22 protein-coding genes are annotated in these 23,178 nt (G+C 63.0%); 11 read left to right on the top strand and 11 right to left on the bottom strand.

Annotated elements, in window-relative coordinates:
- Nucleotides 1–65 precede the first annotated feature (65 nt).
- Complete coding sequence (locus AC07UC_RS20990) at nt 66–1,976, top strand: PhoX family protein (protein ID WP_494907295.1); 1,911 nt, start codon at nt 66–68, stop codon at nt 1,974–1,976.
- 63 nt (nt 1,977–2,039) lie between these two features.
- Here AC07UC_RS20990 and AC07UC_RS20985 read toward each other — a convergent pair whose 3' ends face one another.
- The 3 genes from AC07UC_RS20985 to AC07UC_RS20975 all read right to left on the bottom strand — a co-directional run bounded on the left by AC07UC_RS20985 (nt 2,040) and on the right by AC07UC_RS20975 (nt 4,665).
- Nucleotides 2,040–3,611 carry a GMC family oxidoreductase gene (locus AC07UC_RS20985; RefSeq protein WP_056576753.1) on the bottom strand — a complete coding sequence of 524 codons (1,572 nt, stop codon included), beginning with the start codon at nt 3,609–3,611 and terminating at the stop codon, nt 2,040–2,042.
- A gap of 48 nt (nt 3,612–3,659) precedes the next feature.
- On the bottom strand, nt 3,660–4,190 hold the full coding sequence (locus tag AC07UC_RS20980; protein ID WP_172350369.1) for a gluconate 2-dehydrogenase subunit 3 family protein: 531 nt from the start codon (nt 4,188–4,190) through the stop codon (nt 3,660–3,662).
- 79 nt (nt 4,191–4,269) lie between these two features.
- Nucleotides 4,270–4,665, bottom strand: coding sequence for a VOC family protein (locus AC07UC_RS20975; RefSeq protein ID WP_494907294.1), 396 nt, complete (start codon nt 4,663–4,665; stop codon nt 4,270–4,272).
- A 229-nt stretch (nt 4,666–4,894) separates the two neighbouring features.
- On the opposite strand from AC07UC_RS20975, the gene AC07UC_RS20970 reads away from it, so the two are divergent.
- On the top strand, nt 4,895–5,200 hold the full coding sequence (locus AC07UC_RS20970) for a ribbon-helix-helix domain-containing protein (RefSeq protein ID WP_140773382.1): 306 nt from the start codon (nt 4,895–4,897) through the stop codon (nt 5,198–5,200).
- A gap of 121 nt (nt 5,201–5,321) precedes the next feature.
- On the opposite strand, the gene AC07UC_RS20965 is transcribed toward AC07UC_RS20970, so the two are convergent.
- Nucleotides 5,322–6,035 carry a purine-nucleoside phosphorylase gene (locus tag AC07UC_RS20965; protein WP_140773945.1) on the bottom strand — a complete coding sequence of 238 codons (714 nt, stop codon included), beginning with the start codon at nt 6,033–6,035 and terminating at the stop codon, nt 5,322–5,324.
- Between the two features lie 189 nt (nt 6,036–6,224).
- A complete protein-coding gene (gene cckA / locus AC07UC_RS20960) occupies nt 6,225–8,801 on the bottom strand; it encodes a cell cycle histidine kinase CckA (RefSeq protein ID WP_140773380.1) in 2,577 nt (858 codons plus the stop codon).
- A 326-nt stretch (nt 8,802–9,127) separates the two neighbouring features.
- Between cckA and AC07UC_RS20955 the strand changes: the two genes are divergently transcribed.
- A complete protein-coding gene (locus AC07UC_RS20955; protein ID WP_494907293.1) occupies nt 9,128–9,892 on the top strand; it encodes a hypothetical protein in 765 nt (254 codons plus the stop codon).
- Between the two features lie 157 nt (nt 9,893–10,049).
- Here AC07UC_RS20955 and dksA read toward each other — a convergent pair whose 3' ends face one another.
- A complete protein-coding gene (gene dksA, locus AC07UC_RS20950; protein ID WP_006202025.1) occupies nt 10,050–10,466 on the bottom strand; it encodes an RNA polymerase-binding protein DksA in 417 nt (138 codons plus the stop codon).
- A gap of 273 nt (nt 10,467–10,739) precedes the next feature.
- Here dksA and AC07UC_RS20945 point away from each other — a divergent pair, with 273 nt between their 5' ends.
- From AC07UC_RS20945 to AC07UC_RS20930, 4 genes are all read left to right on the top strand, one after another.
- Nucleotides 10,740–11,243 carry a SixA phosphatase family protein gene (locus AC07UC_RS20945; protein WP_494907292.1) on the top strand — a complete coding sequence of 168 codons (504 nt, stop codon included), beginning with the start codon at nt 10,740–10,742 and terminating at the stop codon, nt 11,241–11,243.
- Between the two features lie 76 nt (nt 11,244–11,319).
- Nucleotides 11,320–12,798: a YcjX family GTP-binding protein gene (locus AC07UC_RS20940; protein WP_494907291.1), complete on the top strand. Its 1,479-nt coding sequence runs from the start codon at nt 11,320–11,322 to the stop codon at nt 12,796–12,798.
- Nucleotides 12,795–13,880, top strand: a complete 1,086-nt coding sequence (locus AC07UC_RS20935) for a YcjF family protein (RefSeq protein ID WP_494907290.1) — start codon at nt 12,795–12,797, stop codon at nt 13,878–13,880. Before AC07UC_RS20940 ends, AC07UC_RS20935 begins: the two co-directional genes overlap by 4 nt.
- Before the next feature lie 123 nt (nt 13,881–14,003).
- On the top strand, nt 14,004–14,555 hold the full coding sequence (locus tag AC07UC_RS20930; RefSeq protein ID WP_494907289.1) for a hypothetical protein: 552 nt from the start codon (nt 14,004–14,006) through the stop codon (nt 14,553–14,555).
- Between the two features lie 86 nt (nt 14,556–14,641).
- Here AC07UC_RS20930 and AC07UC_RS20925 read toward each other — a convergent pair whose 3' ends face one another.
- Nucleotides 14,642–14,908: a hypothetical protein gene (locus AC07UC_RS20925; protein WP_019858327.1), complete on the bottom strand. Its 267-nt coding sequence runs from the start codon at nt 14,906–14,908 to the stop codon at nt 14,642–14,644.
- A 343-nt stretch (nt 14,909–15,251) separates the two neighbouring features.
- Between AC07UC_RS20925 and AC07UC_RS20920 the strand changes: the two genes are divergently transcribed.
- Together AC07UC_RS20920 and AC07UC_RS20915 are read left to right on the top strand one after the other, a co-directional pair.
- Entirely contained in the window at nt 15,252–17,087 is a 1,836-nt protein-coding gene (locus tag AC07UC_RS20920; RefSeq protein WP_494907288.1) for a monovalent cation:proton antiporter-2 (CPA2) family protein, read from the top strand.
- A gap of 14 nt (nt 17,088–17,101) precedes the next feature.
- Complete coding sequence (locus AC07UC_RS20915) at nt 17,102–17,647, top strand: DUF924 family protein (protein ID WP_494907287.1); 546 nt, start codon at nt 17,102–17,104, stop codon at nt 17,645–17,647.
- A gap of 125 nt (nt 17,648–17,772) precedes the next feature.
- On the opposite strand, the gene folK is transcribed toward AC07UC_RS20915, so the two are convergent.
- The 3 genes from folK to folP form a co-directional block, all read right to left on the bottom strand.
- Nucleotides 17,773–18,309: a 2-amino-4-hydroxy-6-hydroxymethyldihydropteridine diphosphokinase gene (folK, locus tag AC07UC_RS20910; protein WP_494907286.1), complete on the bottom strand. Its 537-nt coding sequence runs from the start codon at nt 18,307–18,309 to the stop codon at nt 17,773–17,775.
- Nucleotides 18,293–18,652, bottom strand: coding sequence for a dihydroneopterin aldolase (folB, locus tag AC07UC_RS20905; RefSeq protein WP_056576709.1), 360 nt, complete (start codon nt 18,650–18,652; stop codon nt 18,293–18,295). Before folB ends, folK begins: the two co-directional genes overlap by 17 nt.
- Before the next feature lie 72 nt (nt 18,653–18,724).
- Entirely contained in the window at nt 18,725–19,609 is an 885-nt protein-coding gene (gene folP / locus AC07UC_RS20900; RefSeq protein WP_202322213.1) for a dihydropteroate synthase, read from the bottom strand.
- A gap of 99 nt (nt 19,610–19,708) precedes the next feature.
- On the opposite strand from folP, the gene AC07UC_RS20895 reads away from it, so the two are divergent.
- Both AC07UC_RS20895 and AC07UC_RS20890 read left to right on the top strand, forming a co-directional pair.
- Nucleotides 19,709–20,332, top strand: coding sequence for a DUF922 domain-containing Zn-dependent protease (locus AC07UC_RS20895; RefSeq protein ID WP_181179920.1), 624 nt, complete (start codon nt 19,709–19,711; stop codon nt 20,330–20,332).
- Nucleotides 20,333–20,563: 231 nt separating this feature from the next.
- Nucleotides 20,564–22,039, top strand: coding sequence for an MDR family MFS transporter (locus tag AC07UC_RS20890; protein WP_494907285.1), 1,476 nt, complete (start codon nt 20,564–20,566; stop codon nt 22,037–22,039).
- A gap of 101 nt (nt 22,040–22,140) precedes the next feature.
- Here AC07UC_RS20890 and AC07UC_RS20885 read toward each other — a convergent pair whose 3' ends face one another.
- Nucleotides 22,141–23,178, bottom strand: a complete 1,038-nt coding sequence (locus AC07UC_RS20885) for an NAD(P)/FAD-dependent oxidoreductase (RefSeq protein WP_140773359.1) — start codon at nt 23,176–23,178, stop codon at nt 22,141–22,143.

The following is a 23,178-nucleotide window of genomic DNA, read 5'->3' as shown; positions in this document are numbered from 1 at the left end:
TGGATGTTGCCGAAGCTGGATAGGCAGCGGTGCGCCGTCACCCATCCACATCGAGAGGCAGACACATGGCCAACTTCCCGTTTTCGTCCTCCCCTGTCATTCGCGAAATCATCGCCGAGCGCGTCTCGCGCCGCACGCTCCTCAAAGGCAGCCTCGCTTCCGGCGCGTTGATCGCCGGCGGCGGCTTTGTCGGCTCGTTGTTCGCCGGCGAGACACATGCCGCCGCGCTTTCCACACTGGGCTTTCCCGAACTGAAGCGGGTCTATGACAAGACCCATGCCGCCGCCGAAGGCTATGAAACGACAATCGTCGCACGCTGGGGCGATCCGCTTGTCGCCGGCCTGCCGGATTTCGACGGCAACACGGTCGCGGCCACCGAGCAGGAAAAGCGTTTCGGCTACAATTGCGATTACATTGCCTTCCTGCCGTTGCCCAAGGGCTCGGTGAACTCCGATCACGGCCTGCTTTGCGTCAACAACGAATACATCTCGCCCAATGTCATGTTTCCCGGCATGACCGAGGACGACGCCGGCAAGACAATGAGCAAGGAGCAGGTCGATCTCGGCCTGGCGGCGATGGGCCACTCGATCGTCGAGGTCATGTTCAAGGACGGCAAGTGGCAAACCGTCGAGGACAGCCCGCTCAATCGCCGCATCACGGCCAACACCGAGATGACCGTTTCCGGGCCGGCAGCCGGCCACGCGCTGCTCAGGACGTCCGCCGACGCGACCGGCACGAAGGTGCTCGGCACCAGCTACAATTGCAGCGGCGGCTTTACCCCATGGGGCACCGTGCTGACCTGCGAGGAAGGCGTTTCCGATCTGTTCGGGGGCGACCCGAAAAAGGCACCGACCGCGGACATTCTCGACCGCTATGGCTTTGATGGCTCCGATATCTATGGCCGTGGCCGTTTCCATGACCGCTTCAACATCGACAAGGAACCGAACGAGCCTAACCGCTTCGACTGGGTGGTCGAGATCGACCCTTATGATCCCCAATCGAAGCCGGTGAAGCGCACGGCCCTTGGCCGCATGTCGCATGAGGCCTCCACGGTCGTGCTCAACAAGGACGGCCGCATCGTCGTCTACATGGGCGACGACGACTATTTCGAATACATGTACCGCTACGTCTCGAACAAGGCTTACGACAAGACGAATCCGGCTTCCGGCAACGGCCTTCTGGACGATGGCGTGCTCTCGGTCGCCCGTTACGACGCTGATGGCTCGCTGACATGGCTGCCGCTGGTTCATGGCCAGGGCAAGCTCACCGCCGAGAACGGCTTCGCCGATCAGGCCGAGGTGCTGTTGAAGACAAGGCTAGCGGCGGACGCGCTCGGCGCGACCCCGATGGACCGGCCGGAGGACATCGAGACCAACCCGGTCACCGGCCGCGTCTACGCCGTCATGACCAAGAACAAGAAACGGGACGAATCCAAGGTCAATCCGGCCAACACGCGGCCCGAAAACCTCTGGGGTCATATCGTCGAGCTGATCCCGCCCGGTGGCCGTGGCGCCGAGGCCGACCACACATCAGACAAATACGCCTGGGACCTGTTCGTGCTCTGCGGCAACCCAAAGGACGCCAAGGTCGGCGCAACCTTCCATCCCGACACGTCGGACAATGGCTGGTTCGTCTGCCCCGACAACATCACCTTCGACCCTGCCGGCCGTCTCTGGGTGGCGACCGACGGTGCCAATGATTTCGACCTGCCGGACGGTGTCTATGGCGTCGACACGGAAGGCGCGGCACGCGGCCTGCCGAAGCTTTTGTTCACCTGCCCGCATGGCGCGGAAGCGACCGGTCCTTGCTTCACCCCGGACGGCACGACGCTGTTCCTTTCGGTGCAGCACCCCTCCGAGGATGCCCAAACGCTCGACAAGGCGCAGTCGCTGTGGCCGGATTTCAGGGACGGCCAGCCGCCGAGGCCGTCGGTGGTCGCCATCCGCCGCAAGGACGGCCAGCCGGTCGGGGCATAGGTTCCAGCACACAAAAAAGGCGCGGAACCCGGTCAGGTTCCGCGCCAGCAGGCAGTCGGGAGGTTAGATCGTCTTGGCCGACATCTGGGCGGCGATGTAGTCGGCCTGGCGGATCGCCAGCGACACGATGGTCAAGGTCGGGTTTTCCGCGGCACCCGTCGTGAACTGGCTGCCGTCCGACACGAACAGGTTCTTGATGTCGTGCGTCTGGCCATGCTTGTTGACGACACCGTCGGCCGCCTTCTCGCTCATCCGGTTGGTGCCGAGATTGTGGGTCGAGGGATAGGGCGGCGTCGGGAAGGTGCGCGTCGCGCCGACCGCCGCGTAGAGCGCCGAGGCCTGCTTGTAGGCGTGGTCGCGCATCGCCGTGTCGTTGGGATGGTCATCGAAATGCACGTCGGCGATCGGCATGCCATGTTCGTCTTTTTCGTCGGCATGCAGCGTGATGCGGTTTTCCTCGCGCGGCATGTCTTCGCCGACAATCCACAGGCCGGCCATGTGGTCATAATGGTCGAGCGCCGTGGTGAAGGAGCGCCCCCAGCCGCCTGGGTTGAGGAACGCCGCCATGAACGGCAGGCCGAGCGACAGCGTCTCGAACTCATAGCCGCCGACGAAGCCACGTGACGGATCATGCCGCGCCTCGTCGCGGATGATGCCGGCCATGGTGGTGCCGCGATACATGTGCACCGGCTTGTCGAAGATCGCGTAGACCGAGCCCGTAGTGTGGCGCATGTAGTTCTTGCCCACCTGCCCCGAGGAATTGGCCAGGCCATGCGGGAATTTGCTCGATTCGGAATTGAGCAGCAGGCGCGGGCTTTCGATCGAATTGCCGGCCACCGCGACGATGCGGGCCTTCTGCTCCTGCAGCTTGCCGTCCTTGTCCGCATAGACGACGCCGGTCACCTTTCCCGACGCATCATGGTTGATCTTGATCACCATGGCGTTCGGTCGGACTTCAAGATGGCCTGTCGCCTCGCCCTTGGGGATTTCGGTGTAGAGCGTCGACCATTTGGCGCCCCATTTGCAGCCCTGGAAGCAGAATCCGGTCTGCTGGCAGGAGTTGCGGTCGTCGCGCTCGACGGAGTTGATCGCCATGTTGCCGGTATGGCATTCCTTGTAGCCGAGCTTGTCGGCACCGGCCTTGAGAACCTTGAAGTTGTTGTTGCCCGGCAGGCGCGGCCAGTCATTGGTGCCGGTCACGCCCATCTTGGCTTCCGCCTTGGCGTAATACGGCTCCATTTCGGCCAGCGTCACCGGCCAGTCGAGGAGGTTCGCACCCTTCACCTTGCCGTAGGTGGTCGCCGTCTTGAACTCGTGCTCCTGGAAGCGAAGCGAGGCTCCGGCCCAGTGCGTCGTCGAGCCGCCGACCGATTTGACGATCCAGGCCGGCAGGTTGGGGAAATCCTTCGCCACGCGCCAGTCGCCCGATGTGGTGCGCTTGTCCTTCCAGGCGAGTTGGGCGAACGAATCCCATTCGTCGTTGATGAAGTCCTCATATTCGTGACGGGCGCCCGCCTCGAGGATGACGACGTCTATGCCCTTCTGGGCCAGTTCGTTGCCAAGCGTGCCGCCGCCGGCGCCCGAGCCGATGATGACGACCACGCCGTCGTTCTTGAGATCAAATTGTGCTGCCATGGTTTCCTCCCATGAGATCGGTCAAAAAGCGATTGCGGACAGAGTGGCTCAGAGCCACTCGATGTCGTTGAAACCGCGCGCGATGTAGCCGCCCTTGGAGTAGGACTCGCCCTCATAGCCGAAGATTGGCCATACCTCTTTCTGGTTGTAGAGACTGACGACGAGGCCGCCGCGCACCGTCTGGAAGAAAGGCGTCTTCTCTATCTCGGTGAGCAGCGCCACACGCTGCTCTTCCCAGCCGAGCCCGCGATAACCGCCCTTGCCGGCCTTCTTGTCGAGTTCGGCAATGCCCTTCTCGATCAGTTCCTTGTGGGCGGGATCCTTGGCGGCTGTCTCGTCATGGCCCTTGACGGCGATGGCGTAATATTTGTCCGGCACTTGGTCGTGCGGATAGATGTCGCGCGCGACCTGGATCAGCGTCGCCATCGTCTCGGGCTTCAGCGCCGAGGTTTCCAAGCCCCAGGCGTGCTCAGGGCTGATGATGGCGCTGCCTGAAATGACAAGCAGCGCACCGACACCGCCGCGTTTGAGAAGCTCGCGCCGTGACAGGCCAGGCTTCCTCTCATAAATCGTGACCATAGTTTCCTCCCTGCTTGCTGTTCGCACCCCTTGGGGGTGCCGTTGCTGGCGCCGCGCGGTGAGCGCGGCTGGTTGTCCCCTATTGGAAGCGCCCTCCACGCTGCAGGACCTCGATCTTGTAACCGTCGGGATCCTCGATGAAGAAGAAGCGGGCGATGAGCGACCCGTCACGGTTGAACTCGACGATCTTCTTCGGATTGAGGCCGAGCGCGCCGAGCCGATCGTGTTCGCCGTCGAGATCGGCGACCGACACTGCGAGGTGACCATAGCCGTCGCCAAGCGCATAAGGCTCCTGCCGCCCCTTGTTGACGGTCAATTCCACTTCGAAAGGGGTATCGGCATTGCTGAGATAGATCAGCGTGAACGTCTCAAAATCCAGTCGCTGGGCGACCTCAAGGCTGAACGCCTTGGTGTAGAAATCGATGGACCGGGCCTCGTCGAGAACCCGGATCATGGTGTGGATCGCCTTCGCCAAATCAGACTCCGCAGCTTTCATGCTTTAGAGGTGATTATGCGCGCCGTCGAAGAAAGGTGGTGGCAGCCGATTACCACGTGTAGGATAGGAAAAACGGTAATGTCGATCTAAGGACGAAAGTCCGATTGCCGTTGTCGGCCGTCCGGACGAAGATGAAACCGCAGGCAGTGTCAAAAAAGGCGTCGACCACTGAGTCGGCACCCAAGACCAACAAAAACGGGAGGTAACGATGTGCAGAGTCTTTGCCGCACAGGATCCGGAAGGCTATCGTCAGATCAACCGGTCGATCCGCATAGATGGACATTCGACCAGCATCCAGCTCGAGGCGACGTTCTGGGCCCTGCTTGACGAAATCGCCGAAAGCCAGAACCTGACGACGCCCAAATTCATCTCGAAGCTGTACGACGAAGCCATCGAGATCAACGGCGAAATCCCCAATTTCGCGTCCATGCTGCGCACCACCTGCGCGCTCTATCTGCGCGGCCATCGGCCCGACCTGGACGAGCGGATGGCGCCTAGTCGAGAAGCGGCCTAGAGCATTCCAGGAAAAGTATGAAACGGTTTTCTCGGGACAAGCGCGTAGCGCTTGCCCTTGGGAATTGCGCAAAAACAAATAGTTAGAGCAGTTCGCCGTTTCCGTGAAATGGTGAACTGCTCTAGCGCCCTTCCCCAGCGATTTCGAGCGCCAGCCGGGTCATGTCCGTGAAAAGCCGCTGACGTTCGGAATAATCGGTCAGTTCACCGGTCTCGATATTGTCGACCACCGTGCAGATCGACAGTGCACTGACCCCGAAATGCCTGGCGATTCGGTAAAGCGCGCTGGTTTCCATGTCCACCGCCAGCGCTCCTGCCGCCTGGGCCTCCGCAAATCGGGTGCGCCCGTCCGGGTGGTGGAAGATGTCGCTGCAAAGTGTCAGGCCGGCGTGATGTTCGATGCCGAGTTCGGCCGCCTTGGCCAAGGCACGGGCCAGCAGCGTCGGATCCGGACCGGCGGCGGTCCCGTAAAGGCCGAAGACTTGACCGCTTTGAGCGCTTTCGGGCCGAACCGATTGCGAAATGACAAGGCTGCGCAGCTTTGCCTTGGCGCTCAGGCTACCGCAGGTGCCGGTGCGGATCAGCGTTCTTGCGCCATAATAGTCAAGTAATTCATGAGCATAGATCAGGAATGATGAAACACCGATACCTGTCGCCTGAATGCTGATGGGCTGGCCGCGAAACAGGCCGGTAAAGCCGAGGGCACCCCGCCGGCTATTGACGCAGCGTGGCGCTTCCAGAAATGTCCGCGCCATCCATTCGGCGCGCTGCGGATCACCCGGTAACAGCACCGTATCGGCGTAATCGCCTCTGCGCGCTTCGATATGTGGCGTCAACAGTTGCTCCCCCAAGCCCGCTTGCTCCTTCACCCGCAATCATGGCGTTGTGAGGGCGTTGCACAAGGGCAGAGAAGCGGAAGCGCCTAATGCATGTCGTCCAAAAGCGACCCCCGCTTGGGCGAACGCCATGCCCAAAAGCAAAGGCCCGAAGCGCGGCGCATGGATCCGTTTCCAACGTGAGGCGCTCTAGGACTCGAGCATATCCTTGACGATTGTTGCCAGTTGCTTGAGCGAGAACGGCTTCGGCAGGAAGCCGAAATGCGCCTCGGCCGGCAGGTTCCTGGCGAATGCGTCCTCGGCATATCCCGACACGAAGACGAACTTGATGTCGGGCTGGCGCTTGCGCAATTCGCCCAGCAGGGTCGGCCCGTCCATTTCGGGCATCACCACGTCGGAGACGACGATGTCGACCTTGCCGCCCAGTGCTTCGAACACTTCCAGCGCCTCGACGCCGGACGATGCCTCGTGCACGGTATAGCCGCGCGAGGTCAGTGCCCGCACGCCGCCCATGCGCACGGCGTCCTCGTCCTCGACCAGCAGGACCGTGGCCGACCCGGACAGGTCCTTGGTGCTGTCGACCGGCTTGACCGGCGCGGCGCTTGGCGCTTCACCGGGCTCGGCTGCCTTTTTCGCTTCCGCGATATGACGCGGCAGGAAGATGCGGAAGGTCGACCCCTTGCCGACTTCGGAATCGCAGAAAATGAAGCCGCCGGTCTGCTTGATGATGCCGTAGACCATGGACAGGCCAAGGCCCGTGCCCTTGCCGACCTCCTTGGTTGTGAAGAACGGCTCGAAGATCTTCTTCAGCACATCAGGCGCGATGCCGCTGCCTGTATCCTCGACTTCGACCACGACGTAGTCGGCCGCGGCAAGTTCGCGGTAGGGGAAGGTCTTGCACTCCTCGGCGGTCACGTTGCGGGTACGCACGGTGAGATCGCCGCCGGCCGGCATCGCGTCACGCGCATTGACCGCCAGATTGACCACCACCTGCTCGAACTGGCCGATATCGACCTTGACCGGCCACAGGTCGCGGCCGTGGTCGACCTTCAGCTTGATGTCATTGCCGACCAGGCGGGCAAGCAGCATCCTGAGATCGGCAAGCACGTCGGTCAGGTTCAGCACCTCGGGCCGCAGCGTCTGCTTGCGCGAGAAGGCCAGCAACTGCCTGACCAGCGAAGCGGCCCGGTTGGCGTTCTGCTTAATGTTCATGATGTCGGGGAAGGACGGGTCCGACGGCCGGTGATTGGTCAGAAGCAGGTCCGACGCCATGATGATGGCGGTCAGCACATTGTTGAAATCGTGGGCGATGCCGCCGGCGAGTTGGCCAACCGCCTGCATCTTCTGGCTCTGCGCCATCTGCCCTTCGAGTGCCTTCTGCTCGGTCGTCTCGACGGCGTAGACGATGGCCGATTCCTCGGCGCCCTCGCCGCCGGTGCCGTCGGCGACGGCGTTGACGTAAAACCGGATGTGGCGCTCTTCGTTGCCGGGAAGCACGGTGTCGATCGGCTCGATGTCGGCCTGCCGCTGGCGGGCTTTCTCGAATGCGGCGGCAAAGGCCGGCCGGTCGCGCTCATGGATCACCGTATCGAGCCGCACGCGGCGATCCACGGCGTCCCGGTCGACGACCGAGGAAAACAGCGACAGGAAGGGTGCATTGGTACGCAGGATGCGCCCGCTGGCATCGACACCCGCTATCGCCATCGGCGTCGAATTGAAGAATCGGGTGAAGCGCACTTCCGAAGCGCGCAGATCGGCCGACGCATCCTCGCCCTGCGTGCGGTTGAGCACGATCGTGCGCGTCGGGCCGCCGACACCTTCGCGGCTGGCCGAAACGCGATGCATGAAACGCACCGGCAGCGCCTCTCCCGTCATCGTTGTCAGGTCGAGATCGATGACCGCGTTGCGCGTCGTGCCGGGATCGGCCTTGACCGAGCGCACCAGCGCCATGCCGTCACCGGCAACGATATCCGGCAAGGTCACGGCACCGGGCGTGAAACTGGCGAGATCAATGCCAAGCCATTCCGCGAGCGTGGCGTTGATGTAGGTGACGCGGCCGTCCTGGTCGGCGGAAAAGAAACCGGCCGGGGCATGGTCGAGATGGTCGATGGCCTTCTGCAGGTCGAGGAAGAAACGCTCCTGCTCGGCCCGTTCCTGCGAAATGTCGGCGAGTTGCCAGGCCAGCATCGGCAACCGCTGGCCCGGAACGCTGAAGGTTCGGGCGCGCGCCCTGTACCAGCGGGCACCCGGTTCGGCGCCGGGCCGGATCGATTGGGCCAGCCGAAACTCGCCGTCGCCCGGCTGGCCGTCACGCAGGCCGGAGGCCAGCCGGTAAATGGTCACCGAGGCCTCGGGAACATCCGAGAGCAGCCCTTCGACCGTCTTCAGGTCGGCCGCCGAGGAGGCTCCGGTCATATCAGCATAGGCCCGGTTGGCGTAGACGACGCGGCCCTTGGTGTCCGTCACCAGCAGGCCTTGCGACATGGAATCGACAAAAGCCTTGGACAGCTCATCGCCGGTCGAGCGCGGCGTGACCTGCACGAAGCCGATCGCGGTCGCGAACAGAAAGCCGACGCCGATCATCGCCAGCACGCCCAGCATGCCGAGCAGGAACGGATCGCCGAGGCGCTCGCGGAACAGGCCGAAGACGATCGCGGCCCCCGTCAGAACGACGATGAAGATGATGAGCCGGGTGACCGCGCCCGGTCGCGTGTTCTGGTCGACGATCGGTACCGGATAGAAATCGCCGCGCGCTTCCTTGGCCATATGCCCCCTGCTCGTGAAGTCCGCTGTTCCGACACCCGCCCCTAATGCATGTCGCCCAAAAATGACTTCGGTTTTGGGAAAACGACATGCATGAAACACAAGGACCTGAGCGCGTCGCATGAATCCGTTTCAGCGCGACGCGCTTTAGCCGGTTGAATCACATTCTCCTAGTCCGGAAAAGGCCCGGGCGGCAAATGTCAGATAAAAATGATGCCTGCGGGCCGTAGAGTGTTTCAAGCTGTTCACGATGCGTGAAAGGCAACTTGCGGTGGCCAGCCGCAACGGTCTAGTGTCGCGTCACTTTCCAAACCGATCAGGGGAAACCAATGCAGTGGCTGGATAGCGTGGCAGGCCCTGGTTATGCGGCGGCACTCCTGTGGACTTTCGCGGCGCTGATCCTGCTGGTCATCGTGCTCGTCATCATCAGGCTCGTGCGCAACCTGACCTTCGGTACGTTTGTCGCCGGTGGACGGAACCGCAAGACGCGGCTTGCCGTCATGGACGCCACGGCCGTCGACAGCCATCGACGACTGGTGCTGGTGCGCCGCGACGACATCGAGCATCTGCTTCTGATCGGCGGCCCGACCGATGTCGTCGTCGAACGCGACATCCGTCTGGCTGCGCCCCGCCGTCCGGCGCTGACCGGAGATAGCGGCCTGCAGCCCGTCCCGGCGGCCACGGCCCCGGCAGCAAAATCGCGACCGCCTCAGCCGGCTCCCGCGCCGGCACGTCCCGCACCACCTCCGCCTCCGCAGCCGATGACCGCTGCACCGCCGCCTGCCCGCCAGCGCCCGGCGGCGCCACCGCCGGCCCCGGCGCCCGCACCGAAGCCGGCGGCGCAAACCTATCAGTCGGCCAACGTCACGCCACTGCCTGCCTACGGCTCCGCCAACGCCAATGCCATCAGGCACGCGCCGCCACCGCCGCCAAGGCAGGACACCATCGACGACACGTTGATGAAGGAACTCGAGGTTTCGCTGGACCAGCCCCGCTCCGGCGGCCCGGTGGGCAAACCGGCAGCCAAGGCGCCGCAATCGCTTGACGATGAAATGACCAAGCTTCTGGGCGAACTTTCAAGCCAGAAGAGATGACAAGCGCCTGAGCGGGGGCCGGCGACCTGGCCGAGATTGAGTACGCTGTCGCCCGGTTCTGCCTAGCGAAGCACCAACGAAAAATGGCCGGGAAACCCGGCCATTTTGATGTCAACTTCGTTGTAGCTGCCCGGAATCGCGGCCCCGAAGCGATGTGTCAGTCGTCGCGATAGACTTTTTCGCGGCGCTCATGCCGTTCCTGCGCCTCGATCGACAAGGTGGCGATAGGACGCGCATCGAGACGCTTCAGCGCGATAGGCTCGCCGGTTTCCTCGCAATAGCCGTAAGTGCCTTCATCGATGCGCTGTAGCGCCGAATCGATCTTTGAGATCAGCTTGCGCTGGCGATCACGGGCCCTGAGCTCGATGGCGCGGTCGGTTTCCGAAGAGGCCCGGTCGGCGAGGTCAGGGTGGTTGGCGTTTTCTTGCTGAAGGATTTCGAGAGTTTCGCGCGCTTCGCGCAATATGTCATTTTTCCAGGTGACGAGCTTTAGGCGGAAGTAGGATTTCTGCCGTTCGTTCATGAACGGCTCGTCTTCGGAGGGTACGTAATCGGCGGTAACGATGTCGTTCATTCGACTCACCCAAACTGCCCCAAATTTGGCGCCTATATATTCGCCGGTCGACGCCTGCACAAGCGCAATCGCCCACCGTCTCACGCAATTGTTAAAGTACGCCGGCGGCCGCCGCTGAAGCGAGCCGCAGCCGATTCCATGGCCAAAGCGCGCCACCCTTTGCCATCCATCCCATGCAATTCATTGGCGGGAGAACGCGGGACCATTGTGCGAACCGCCCTTCTCGTGGCTAATCGCGGTGCGGCTTCGGCTTTCGGCATCATTGGAGGTTGGGTGAGCAGGCTCTATCTGTTGCGACACGCCAAGGCCGGCTGGGCGCTGCCCGGCATGCGCGATTTCGATCGCCCGCTCGACGCATCGGGCCGCGCCGATGCCGAGATCATAGGCACGGCCATGCGGTCACGGGGCTATGTCCCCGACCTGACATTGTGCTCCAACGCCAGGCGCGCCAGGGAAACGCTCGAAGGACTGGCCGGCCAGACAGATACCGGCAAGGTGCTGTTTTTCGACACGCTCTACAGCGAAGACGCGGCCGGCTATCTCCGCCTTATCCGGGAACATGGCGGGCCGGGTTCCCTGCTGGTCATCGGTCACAACCCGATGATGGAGGATCTTGCCATGGCGGTCTCGGGCGACGGCGAGGAGACGGCGCGGGCAATGCTCAATCATGGTTTCCCGACTTCGGGCCTGGCGGTCGTGCGCTTCCTGGACGATCTGACCAAGGTAGCCCAGGAAGCAGGTTATCTCGAAGCGTTTCTGACACCGGCCGATCTCTAGTGTCGCTTCCCGGCGCCATTTCAAAGCCTGGTTCCAAAGCCTATATCGCAGGGACGGAAGCCCGAGAGAGCACATTTTGGCATCATCGCTAACCACTATCACCGACGAGGCAAGAATTGCCCTCGATACGCTGTCGGGACGCGCGACAGGGCTTTTTTCTCCATCGTTGAGACTGGGCGTTACAGGCCTTTCCCGCGCCGGCAAGACGGTATTCATCTCCGCGCTGGTCCATAATCTGATCCACGGCGGACGCCTGCCATTGTTCGAGGCACAGAAATCCGGGCGCATCGCGCGCGCCTTCCTTGAAGAGCAGCCGGATGATGCCGTCCCGCGCTTCCAATACGAGGACCACATCGCCGCATTGGTCAACGACCGCGTCTGGCCCGATTCGACACGCGCCATTTCTGAACTGCGGCTGACCATCGAATACGAATCGGCTTCCGGCTGGAGCCGCATGTTCTCTTCCGGCAAATTGTCGGTCGACATCGTCGACTACCCCGGCGAATGGCTGCTCGACCTGCCGCTGCTCGGCAAATCCTTCACCGATTTTTCACGCGAGGCCATCGAGATGGCCGCCTTGCCGGTGCGGGAGGATCTGTCGCAGGCCTGGCGGGAGATCTCGGCGCGGATCGACCCGAATGCCGACGCCGACGAGATGACGGCACGCCGCCTGGCCGAAAGCTTCGCCGCCTATCTCAAGGCCTGCAAACTCGACGAGCGGGCGCTTTCGACCCTGCCGCCGGGCCGTTTCCTGATGCCCGGCGATCTCGAAGGCTCCCCCGCGCTGACTTTCGCGCCGCTGGCAGGCCTCGGCGACAGGCGTCCACGCCCGGGGTCGCTGCATGCCATGATGGACAGGCGCTACGAGGCTTACAAGACGCATGTCGTCAAACCTTTCTTCCGCGAACACATCACGCGGCTGGACCGCCAGATCGTGCTGATCGATGCCATGCAGGCGCTGAATGCCGGCCCTGGCGCCATGGCCGATCTCGAGCGCGCCGTGACCGAAATTCTCAGCTGCTTTCGTCCCGGCCGGGGCAGCTTCCTCACCGACCTCTTTTCCCGGCGCATCGACCGCATCCTGATCGCCGCGACGAAGGCCGACCACCTGCACCATGAAAACCATGACCGATTGCAGGCAATCGTACGGCGGTTGGCCGACCGCGCCGTGGCACGGGCAAACTTCACCGGGGCCGACGTCGACGTGGTGGCCATGGCGGCGGTGCGTGCGACCCGAGAAGGCACGGTCAAGCAAGGCCGCGAGACGTTGCCGGTCATTATCGGCACGCCGATCGCCGGCGAGAAGATCAACGGCGAGATGTTTGACGGAAAGACCGAAACCGCCATATTTCCCGGTGATTTACCGGAGAAGATTGATGCGTTGTTCGATATCTCCGGGCCCGACCACAGGCAGGATTCCACGGACCCGGCAATCCGCTTTGTCCGGTTCCGTCCGCCAAAGCTCGAACGCACGGCCGAGGGCGTCACGCTGTCCTTGCCGCATATCAGGCTCGACCGTGCCTTGCAGTTCCTGATCGGAGACCATCTGGCATGACCGCGCCCCGCAAGCCGGCGGCCTTCCGCATAGAGCCGGAAGCCACGCCAACACAGCATGCGCCAGAAGCGCGCCAGGCCGAGCCTTCGCGCAAACCCCGTGCGCTCAAGACAGATGTCGCGCTGGTCATACCGGCGGAGATCGACGTTTTCGACGAGCCAGACATTGTTGCGGCCGAGCCGCCACCGGCGATCGCCCCCAGAAAGCGCTCGCTGTTGGGCAGCATCTTCTTCGGCGCCATGGGCGTGCTGGTTTCACTGGCGGTCGGCCTGTGGACCGACCAGCTGATACGTGACCTCTTCGCCCGTGCCGAATGGCTGGGCTGGCTGGCTGCCGGCATGGCTGTTGTTGCCGTGCTGGCACTCCTGGTGATCCTGATCCGCGAGTTCCTGGCGATCGCCCGGCTTGCCGAGGTCGAAAAACTGCAAAAGCGCGCGCTCGATGCCATCGCGCGCGACGATCCAAAGGCGGCACGATCGGTGGTCGACGAGCTGTCAGCTTTCGTCGCGGCCAAGCCGGAAACAGCGGCCGGCCGGCGCGCGCTGGCCGAACTGCGCGGCGAAATCATCGATGGCGGCAATTTGGTGCGCCTGGCCGAAGCGGAAATTCTCGGGCCCCTCGATGCCCGGGCCAAGGTGATGATCCTCGAGGCCGCCAAACGCGTCTCGCTGGTAACGGCGGTCAGCCCGCGTGCGCTCGTCGATGTCGCCTATGTCGTGTTCGAGGCAGGCCGCCTCATTCGCCGTCTTTCGGAACTCTATGGCGGGCGGCCGGGAACGCTGGGGTTCTTCCGCCTGGCGCGCAGCGTTCTGGCACATCTGGCGGTCACCGGCTCGATCGCCGTCGGCGACAGTTTCGTACAGCAGATCGTCGGCCACGGCCTGGCGGCGCGCCTTTCGGCAAAGCTTGGCGAGGGTGTCGTCAACGGCATGATGACGGCGCGCATCGGCATAGCGGCGATGGAGACGGCGCGCCCCCTGCCCTTCAGCGCGGCCAAACGTCCTGGACTGGGCGATTTTCTCTCTGCATTGACATCGTTCGCCGCGAAGAAGGACACCGGAACGACGGGCTCCGGCAAATAGCGTCCTGTTCTTCCGGACGATGAGCAGATTGCGGTTTCGACGCCCTGCGGTGACGAAGCATTAACCAATCTTCTTCATGGTCAAACCGGTTCCAAACAGCCTCTTTGTTGCCGGGTGTCGTCGATGAAAAGCGTAATTCTGTCCAGCGTCTTGCCCCTGGCCGTCGCGATCACAGCAGTCGTCGGTGTCACCTCGGAGGCTTCCGCCGCGGAGCCGGACAAGCAGTTCTTCCAGTCGGCCGAAGGCAAATGGGTCGGTCCGGGCGAAATCATCGCCGGCAAGTACAAGGGCACGAAATTCAACTGCAGTTTCACCGGCTCCACGCCCGACGGCAAGACGGGCATGACGCTGGACGGCGGCTGCCGGGTCGGCGTGTTTACCCAGCCGATGTCGGCCAAGATCGAGCGTAAGGGCCGCGACTACAAGGGCTCCTTCATGGGCGGCTCGGCCGGTGCAGGCCTCGATATTATCGGCGGCAATGTTGTCGACGCCCGCAAAGTGGTCTTCACCATCAACCGCAACCAGTTGCGCGGCGTCATGCAGGCCCGCATTCCCGACGACAATTCGATGACCGTGACGGTTGCCGTGCGTGTCCAGGACCAGTTGGTGCCGGTCATCGGCATGAACCTGAAGCGCGTCGATGCCGTCGAAGTCGGCTCCATCGCGCCGAACTGAGCGCGCATCGCGCCGCAATACACCTCAAAAAACAAAGAGGCGGCAGCCCATCGCCACCGCCTCCTTTGAAACAGTCGAACGGGGCGTCAGCCCTTGATCGCTGCCGTCACCTCGTCATAGGCCTTACAGGCGTCGGCAAGTGTCGTGGTGCCCTGGTACTTGGTTGTCACCGCCTGGACCTTGGCGGTCAGGTCAGCTGCCTTGGACGGGTCCTTGGTGATCGCTTCCTGCAGTGCGGCAGCCATGTCCTGCGCCTTCTTGGTCGCGATCTCGGCCGTGCATTCCGGTGCCTTCGAGCAGGCCGAGCCGGCAAGCACCGCCAGGCCGACGGCAACAAGCAAAAACTTCTTCATGTCAGTCATCTCCTCAAAAGGGCGCGACTTGATCGTCGCTCACCCTCTAATGGCCGAAGCCGAGCGTGCTCTAACGCTCGATTATGGCAAGATGCAACGCGGCCTCAGCCTCAACTTGTGTAACGCGCCTGCAATATTGTCCGGGCTGGATTCAGGCTGTTCGATCCGCACCGAAACCCCTATCCTTCCGGCCAGGCGCCGGACCTGAAAATCGGAATCGATTTTCTGATCGGATCATGCGCAAAATCAAAGTGCTACGGCGGCCCAGCGCATCCCTCGATCCGCGCGGCGCCACGGTTTTGACCGCATCGGCCGCGGTCCTCGAACAAACGGAACGGTGGGAATGGCGGTAGAAACATCAGGCAGCGATCTCATTCAGGTGGTGGCGCTGCTTGCCGCGGGGGTCGTCGCCGTCCCGATCTTCAAGCGCATGGGTCTCGGCTCGATCCTTGGCTATCTGGCCGCCGGTGTGGTGATCGGTCCGTTCGGCATCGGCGTCTTTTCCGAATCGGGCGCCATCCTCCACGTCGCCGAACTCGGCGTCGTCATGTTCCTGTTCATCATCGGACTGGAAATGCAGCCGTCGCGGCTATGGGGCCTGCGGCGCGAAATCTTCGGCCTCGGCGCGCTCCAGGTCGGGATCTGCGCTGTCCTTCTGACCGGCGTGGGAATGGCCGGAGGTTTTTCGATCTCGCAATCCTTCGTAGCCGGAGCCGGTTTCGTACTGACCTCTACGGCGATCGTCATGCAGCTTCTGGAGGAGCGCGGGGAAATCGCCTCGCCGAAAGGCCAGCGCATCGTCTCCATCCTGCTGCTGGAAGATCTGGCCATCGTGCCGCTGCTGGCCCTGATCGCGTTCCTGGCGCCGGGCGGCGCCGACACCAGCCTGTCGGAAAGACTGACCGAGGTCGGCATCGGCCTTGCCGCGATCGTCGGACTGGTGCTGGCCGGACGCTACCTGCTCAATCCCTTCTTCCGCATCCTGGCGGATGCCCGTGCCCGCGAGGTGATGACGGCGGCGGCCCTTCTGGTCGTGCTCGGATCGGCACTCGCCATGCAGCTCAGCGGCCTGTCGATGGCGATGGGAGCGTTCCTGGCCGGCGTTCTTCTGTCCGAATCGACCTTCCGCCATCAGCTCGAAGCCGACATCGAACCGTTCCGCGGCATCCTGCTCGGCCTGTTCTTCCTTGCCGTCGGCATGTCGCTCGACCTGCATGTGGTGGCCGCGAACTGGAAGCTGATCGCCGTCTATGTCGTGGCCTACATGGTGATGAAGGCGCTTGGCATCTACATCGTCGCCCGCATCCTCAAAACCGGCCATCGCGAAGCGCTCGAACGCGCCGTCTTCATGGCGCAAGGTGGTGAATTCGCCTTCGTCCTCTACTCAGCCGCCGCTGCCGTCGGCATCATCGACGGCCAGGCCAACGCGACCCTGACGGCGATCGTCATCATCTCCATGGTGCTGACGCCGCTGGCGATCATCGCCTTGCGCTATGTCACCCCGCGCGACGAGCAATCGTTCGACGGGGTCGATATCGCCGACGGCCTGACCGGCAGCGTGCTGATCATCGGCTTCGGCCGCTTCGGCCAGATCGCCAGCCAGCCGCTGCTGTTGCGTGGCATAGACGTCTCGATCATCGACAATGATGTCGAGATGATCCAGGCGGCGGCCGATTTCGGCTTCAAGGTCTATTATGGCGACGGCACGCGGCTGGATATCCTGCATGCGGCCGGCGCCGGCCGGGCACGCGCGGTGCTGATCTGCGTCGACAAGGCCGATGCGGCTGTTCGCATCGCTCAGCTGATCAAGGCCGAATTTCCGCTGCTTACAGTGCTGGCCCGGGCTTTCGACCGCGGCACCGCGCTGCAGCTCATTCGCGCCGGCGTCGACTATCAGCTGCGTGAGACCTTCGAATCGGCCCTGGTTTTCGGTGGCTCGGCCCTGGAATCGCTTGGGGTTGATCCCGAAGACGTGGCTGAGACGATCGAAGACGTCAGGCGCCGCGACACCGACCGCTTCGAAACCCAGCTCGCCGAAGGCATCCGCGCCGGACAACGCTTCTTGCGGGGCAATATCGGCACGCCGATTCCGACACCGCTCTCCACGCCGCGCCGCCCCGGCCAGGCACTCAATGAAGAGACGGCCGGCGTTCTGCACAAATCCGAAACCGCCGATTGAACAGGGAAGCATGCATGGAATTGGACAACAGGGCCCTGTCGATCACCAAATTCTGGCGTGACGCCGGCGAGGATGCATGGTTCGAGAAGAACGATGCCTTCGATGCCGGTTTCCGCGACCGCTTTCTTGATCTGCACTACGCCGCCGCGCGTCGCGAATGCGATGACTGGTCAGAACACGCCGAAGGCTCGCTGGCGCTGATGATCCTGCTCGACCAGTTTCCGCGCAATTGTTTTCGCGGTACCGGCCACATGTTCGCCACTGACTCGCTGGCCAAGCATTTTGCTCGGAAGGTGGTCGCCGCCGGGCATGATCTGGCGCTGGAACCCGAAGTCCGCGTGTTCCTGTATTTGCCGTTCGAACATGCAGAAAACCTTGCCGACCAGGACATTTCGGTCGAACTGCACACCGCCAGGGCCGAGTTCAACCTGAAATACGCGCTGGAGCATCGCGACATCATCCAGCGCTTCGGCCGCTTTCCGCACCGCAACAGGTTGCTTGGCCGCGAAACCACGGCGGAGGAAAAGGCATTCCTGGACGCAGGCGGTTTCTCAGGCTGACGCCTGTCTATCTCGTTGTTTCGACGCAGTTCCCAAGGGAACGTCGTCTCGCACTTTCCTGAAATTGCTTCAGGCTAGAGCATGATGCCGAAAAGTGTGAAACGGTTTTCGGATGACATCATGCTCTATCTCTTTGATTTAGAGACGGATTCAGATTTCCACCACTCACGACCGGATGGCAATCGCTCGATGCCGGCGGCGTCAACGGCGCCCAAGCGCTCCGACACGCTTCGCCCGCCGACGGCAAGATCCGGCGCGATCTCGGCCAGCGGCGCCAGCACGAAGGCGCGCTCCAGCATGCGCGGATGTGGCACTTCCAGGCCGGTCTCATGGATGATGCGGTCGCCGAACACCAGAATGTCGATATCGATCAGGCGCGGCCCCCAGCGCTCCTCACGCACCCGCTTCAGCTTTCGCTCGGCATCGAGGCAGAGATCGAGCAGCGCCCGCGGCGAGAGCCGGGTCGACAGTTCAGCGGCGGCGTTGAGGAAATCCGGCTGATCGAGCTTGCCCCAGGGCGGCGTGCGGTAGAGCGAAGAAACAGCGGCGACGCGCGTGTCCGCATCGGCATCAAGAATACGCAATGCAGCTGCCATCGAGGCAGCCGGGTCGCCCAGATTGCCGCCGAGGCTGAGGTAGACGGTGTTACTCCGGCCAGACAACGGTCACCTCGACATAATCGAGCACGCCAGGCACCGGCGCGTTCGGCTTGCGCACGGTGATTTCGGCTCTCTTGATCTGGGGAAATCGCTCCGTCAGCGCCTTTGCCACTTCCATTGCCAGGGCCTCGATCAGGAAGCGCCGCTCGCCGGTGATGATCTTCTCGATCACCGTGAAGGCAATGCCATAGTTGACGGTTTCCCCGATGGCATCGTCGACAAGCGCGCGGCCGGGTTCGACCGACAGCACCGCGTCGACGTAAAAACGCTGGCCAAGCGCCTCCTCCTCGTCGAGCACGCCATGCCGTGCAAAGAAGGCGCAGTTCTTCAAGCGGATGACATACATGGCTCAGCGTCCCGATCTAGAGCGACGTGCGTTCCACTTGGACGCACAAAGTACGCTCTAACACTTTTGAATCTATGCACCGCGCTTTCCGAAAATCGATTCCGATTTTCGGGCCGATGCGGCGGTTTCACGCGCCAGCATAGCATCCGCCACGGCCAGCGCGTCCACGTTGATTGCGACATCATGGACGCGAAACAGATGCGCACCCTTGAGCCTGAGAATGACGCTGGTCGCCGCCGTCCCGGCGGCACGGTCGGCCGCATCGCGGCCGGTGACGGTACCGATAAAGCGTTTGCGCGAGGTGCCTGCCATCAGCGGAAAGCCAAGCGCATGAAGCTCGGCAAAACGCGCCATCAGGTCGAGATTGTCCTCAGCCGTCTCCTTGGCGAAGCCGAAACCGGGGTCAAGCACGATGCGCTCGTCCGCGACGCCGTTCCGACGGGCGATCTCCAGCGATTTCTCCAGGAAGGCGAATTGGTCGGCGATCACGTCGGGCAATTTTTCTCGATCCCGGCCGGTATGCATGATGATGAGCCCGGCGCCGGTTTCGGCGGCGACCCGCGCAATGTCGGGCTCGCGCTGCAAACCCCAGACATCGTTGACGATATGCGCGCCGGCAGCCACCGCAAGCCGCGCCGTCTCGGCACGATAGGTATCGACCGAAATCAGCACCTCGCCGGAACGCGCCAGCGCCTCGATCACCGGCAGGATACGCGCCTGCTCCTCGCTGGCCGATATTGCGGCGCCGCCCGGCCGGGTCGATTCCCCACCAACATCGATGATCCGAGCCCCTTCGCTGACCATGCGACGCGCCTGGGCCAGTGCCGCCTCGGGGGCATCAAACAGGCCACCGTCGGAAAAGCTGTCGGGGGTGACGTTGAGGATCCCGACGACCACGGCCTTGCGGCCAAGGTCGAGATGGCGTCCATGGGCCAGCTGCCATCGCCCCGCCGTCATTGCTCATCAACCATGGGCTCATCAATGATGTGTGATCCGCAAAGGATCAATTCCGTTGCGTTGGCAACGGCCGTAAAGCAAGGTGGTCGAAGAGGCAATATGATGAAACGAACCCTGCTCTGCGCGCTGCTGCTTGCTGTGACGACCGCCATTCCAGCGGGCGCGGCCAATCTGGTGAAGACATACAGCTATTTTTCCATTGGCGGCAGCACGCTCGAGGATATCGAGAAGCAGCTCTCCAAACATGGGCCGCAGGTCAAAAGCACGGGCTCGCGCCACCCCGGCGCCACCCAGATGGCCTTCACCACCCGTATCAGCTACGCCCGGCAGGCTGGCTCCTGCCGGATCGCCGACGCGGTTGTGACCCTCAAGGTCAAGGTAATCCTTCCGGAATGGCGCCGCCCGCGCAAGGCGGATGCCGATGTCAAGCTGTTCTGGGACACGCTGGCCGCCGACATCAAGCGCCACGAAGAACGCCATGTCGAGATCGCCAAGAATCATGCCCGCGAGCTCGAAGACGCGCTGAAGGCGACCTATCCGCAGAAGGATTGCGATGCGGCCAAGGCAAAGGCTGCCGAGATCACCGCCGCCGTCCTCGCCAGGCACGACCGCGCCCAAGTGCAGTTCGACCGCGTCGAAAGCGTCAATTTCGAAAGCCGTATCCTGCGGCTCATGCGCTATCGCATCGAGCGCATGCAGAATGGCCAGCTGCCGCCGGCCTGAATTTCGTGGGCGCACTGAGTGGCGCCGACGCAAGCCAACCGGGCCGAAGCGTAGTGCCAGCTTCGAAAAATTTTCGAACGGCAGTCGAAATCGGCCTATACGGAACGACATATCACGGGTTGGCAGGGCACAACCCTCCAAGCACGGGCATCACGGCCGACCGCGCGGCGCACCCACCAGACAAGCCCAATCGGTGACCCGGACAGCGCGCAAGCACATGGACAAAAGACTATGGACCAGGCTGTCGACAAGCAGACCATCGCGGCTGCCGCAACACCGCTGACCGAAGCTGAAAAGAACGCCATCATCGGCGGCGTGCTTTTGTCGATGCTGCTGGCGGCGCTCGACCAGACCATCGTCGCGCCCGCCATGCCGACCATCGGGCATGCGCTAGGCCATGCGCAATACCTGCCCTGGATCGTCACCGGCTACCTGCTGACCGCGACCGCCATGGCGCCACTCTACGGCAAGATCTCGGATGTCTATGGCCGTCGGCCAACGGTCTATGCCGCGATCCTGATCTTTCTCCTGGGATCGCTTGTCAGCGCGATGGCTCCCAACATGTTCATGCTGGTGGTCGGGCGCGCCATCCAGGGCGCCGGCGGCGGTGGCCTGTTCGCCCTGGCGCAAACCGTGATCGGAGACCTTGTGCCGCCGCGAGAGCGGGCACGGTACGCGGCCTGGATTTCGGGCACCTGGGCGGTCGCCAGCATCGCCGGGCCACTGTTGGGCGGCACCTTCGCCGAACACCTGCACTGGTCGCTGATCTTCTGGATCAACATCCCGCTCGGCATCGCCGCGATGGCCATCATCAACAAGCCGCTGAGGAAGCTGCCGGTCGCGGCAAAGCGGCATCGCATAGACGGACTTGGCGCGCTGCTTTTGATCGCGGCCACCGCCTTAGTGCTTCTTGCCTTGAATTGGGGCGGCAGCGAGTATCCATGGCTGTCTCGCGAAATCCTCGGGCTGGTGGCGAGTTCGGCCATCATCTGGTGTGCGTTCGCGCTGCGGCTGTTGCGTGCTTCCGAGCCGCTGATCTCGCTCGAAGTGCTCTCCAATCCGATCGTTCTAGGGGGCACGCTTTCCCTGTTCCTCCTGCAGGCCTCCAATATCGGGCTGTCGGTCTATCTGCCGGTCTACCTGCAATCGGTCATCGGCTTGTCGGCGAGCGAATCCGGCACCGCCCTGCTGGGGCTGATGCTGGGCACGGTTGCCGGCGCGACATTCAGCGGGCGCACAATTCCACGCTTCGTCCACTACAAGCGGATCGCCATGATCGGGTTGGCCTTCGCCGCCGTGTGTCTCGGCATCCTCACGCTTGTGGCCGGGCACGCCTCGCTGCTGGTCGTCGAGATCCTGACGACATGCATCGGCATTGGCAGCGGCACCACCTTTCCGGTCGCCACGGTGTCGGTCCAGAACGCGGTCGACCCCAAGCATCTCGGCGTCGCCACCGGCGTGATGACGTTCCTGCGCTCGCTGGGCAGCGCGCTCGGCGTGGCGATCCTCGGTGCCGTCGCGCTGGGCAACGGCCTGCCGCTGGCTGGCGAAGGCGCCCAGACGGGCGGAGCCGTGGCTGGGACTTCGGCGTTCTGGGTGATCTTCGCCGCCGCCGTGGTCATGCTGGTACTGGCGCTTCTGACGCTCAGCCTGATGCCGGAAAAGCCGCTGCGCGGCCGGCCCGAAGCTCCGGTACTGGCGGACTAGACTGGAGCCATTCCAGGAAAGTGCGAAGCGCCTTCCCCTGGGAATTACATTAAATCAAGGAGATAGGGCGTCTTCCCGTTTCCGCGAAACGGTGAAACGCCCTAGGAAGCGTCCACCACGCCGAGCTTCTTCTGCAGGCTCGTGGACGAGGTCGTGTACTGGAACACGATGCGTTCGCCGGGGCTGATGATGCGCTTGGCGGCCTGCGCCATCAGCGCCACTTCATGGAAGCCCGACAGGATCAGCTTCAGCTTGCCCGGATACCAGTTGATGTCGCCGACCGCGAAAATGCCGGGCACCGATGTCTGGAACTTCTCGGTGTCGACCGGAATCAGGTTCTCGTGGAGATTGAGCCCCCATTCCGCGATCGGGCCAAGCTTCATGGTCAAGCCGAAGAAGGGCAGCATGCGTGTGCATGGCACTTCGATATCACCGTCCGGACCGCCCTTGATGGTGGCCGATGACAGCTGGCCGTCGGCGCCGGCGAGGCCGGTCACCTGGCCGACCCTGAATTCCAGCTGCTTCATCTCCTGCATGGCGTACATCTTGTTGACGCTGTCGGGCGCGGCGCGGAACTCAGGGCGCCGATGGACCAGCGTCACGCTTTTGGCCACAGGCTGCAGGTTCAGCGTCCAGTCCAGCGCCGAATCGCCGCCGCCGACGATGACGAGGTCATGGCCGCGAAAATCCTCCATCCGGCGCACCGAATAAAAGACGCTCTTGCCCTCATAGGGCTCGATGCCCGGAATCGGCGGGCGCTTCGGCTGGAACGAGCCCCCGCCAGCGGCGATGACCACCACCTTGGCCTCGAACACCTCGTTCTCGTCCGTGGTCACGCGAAAGCTGCCATCCTCCAGCTTCTCCAGGCTGGAGACCATGCGGTTGTAGGTGAAGTCAGGCTTGAACGGGTGGATCTGTTCGAGCAGCTTGTCCACAAGTCCTTGCGCCGAGATCGAAGGCCAACCGGGAATGTCGTAGATCGGCTTTTCCGGATAGAGCTCCGCGCATTGGCCGCCTGGCTTGTCGAGAATGTCGATCAGGTGGCACTTCATGTCGATCAGGCCGAGTTCGAACACGGCAAACAGCCCGACGGGCCCCGCTCCGACAATGAGGACATCCGTCTTGATTGTTTCGGTCAT

It is taken from the genome of Mesorhizobium sp. GW821-FHT04C10, from assembly GCF_059420305.1.
This window is presented reverse-complemented; position numbering and strand designations above follow the sequence as displayed.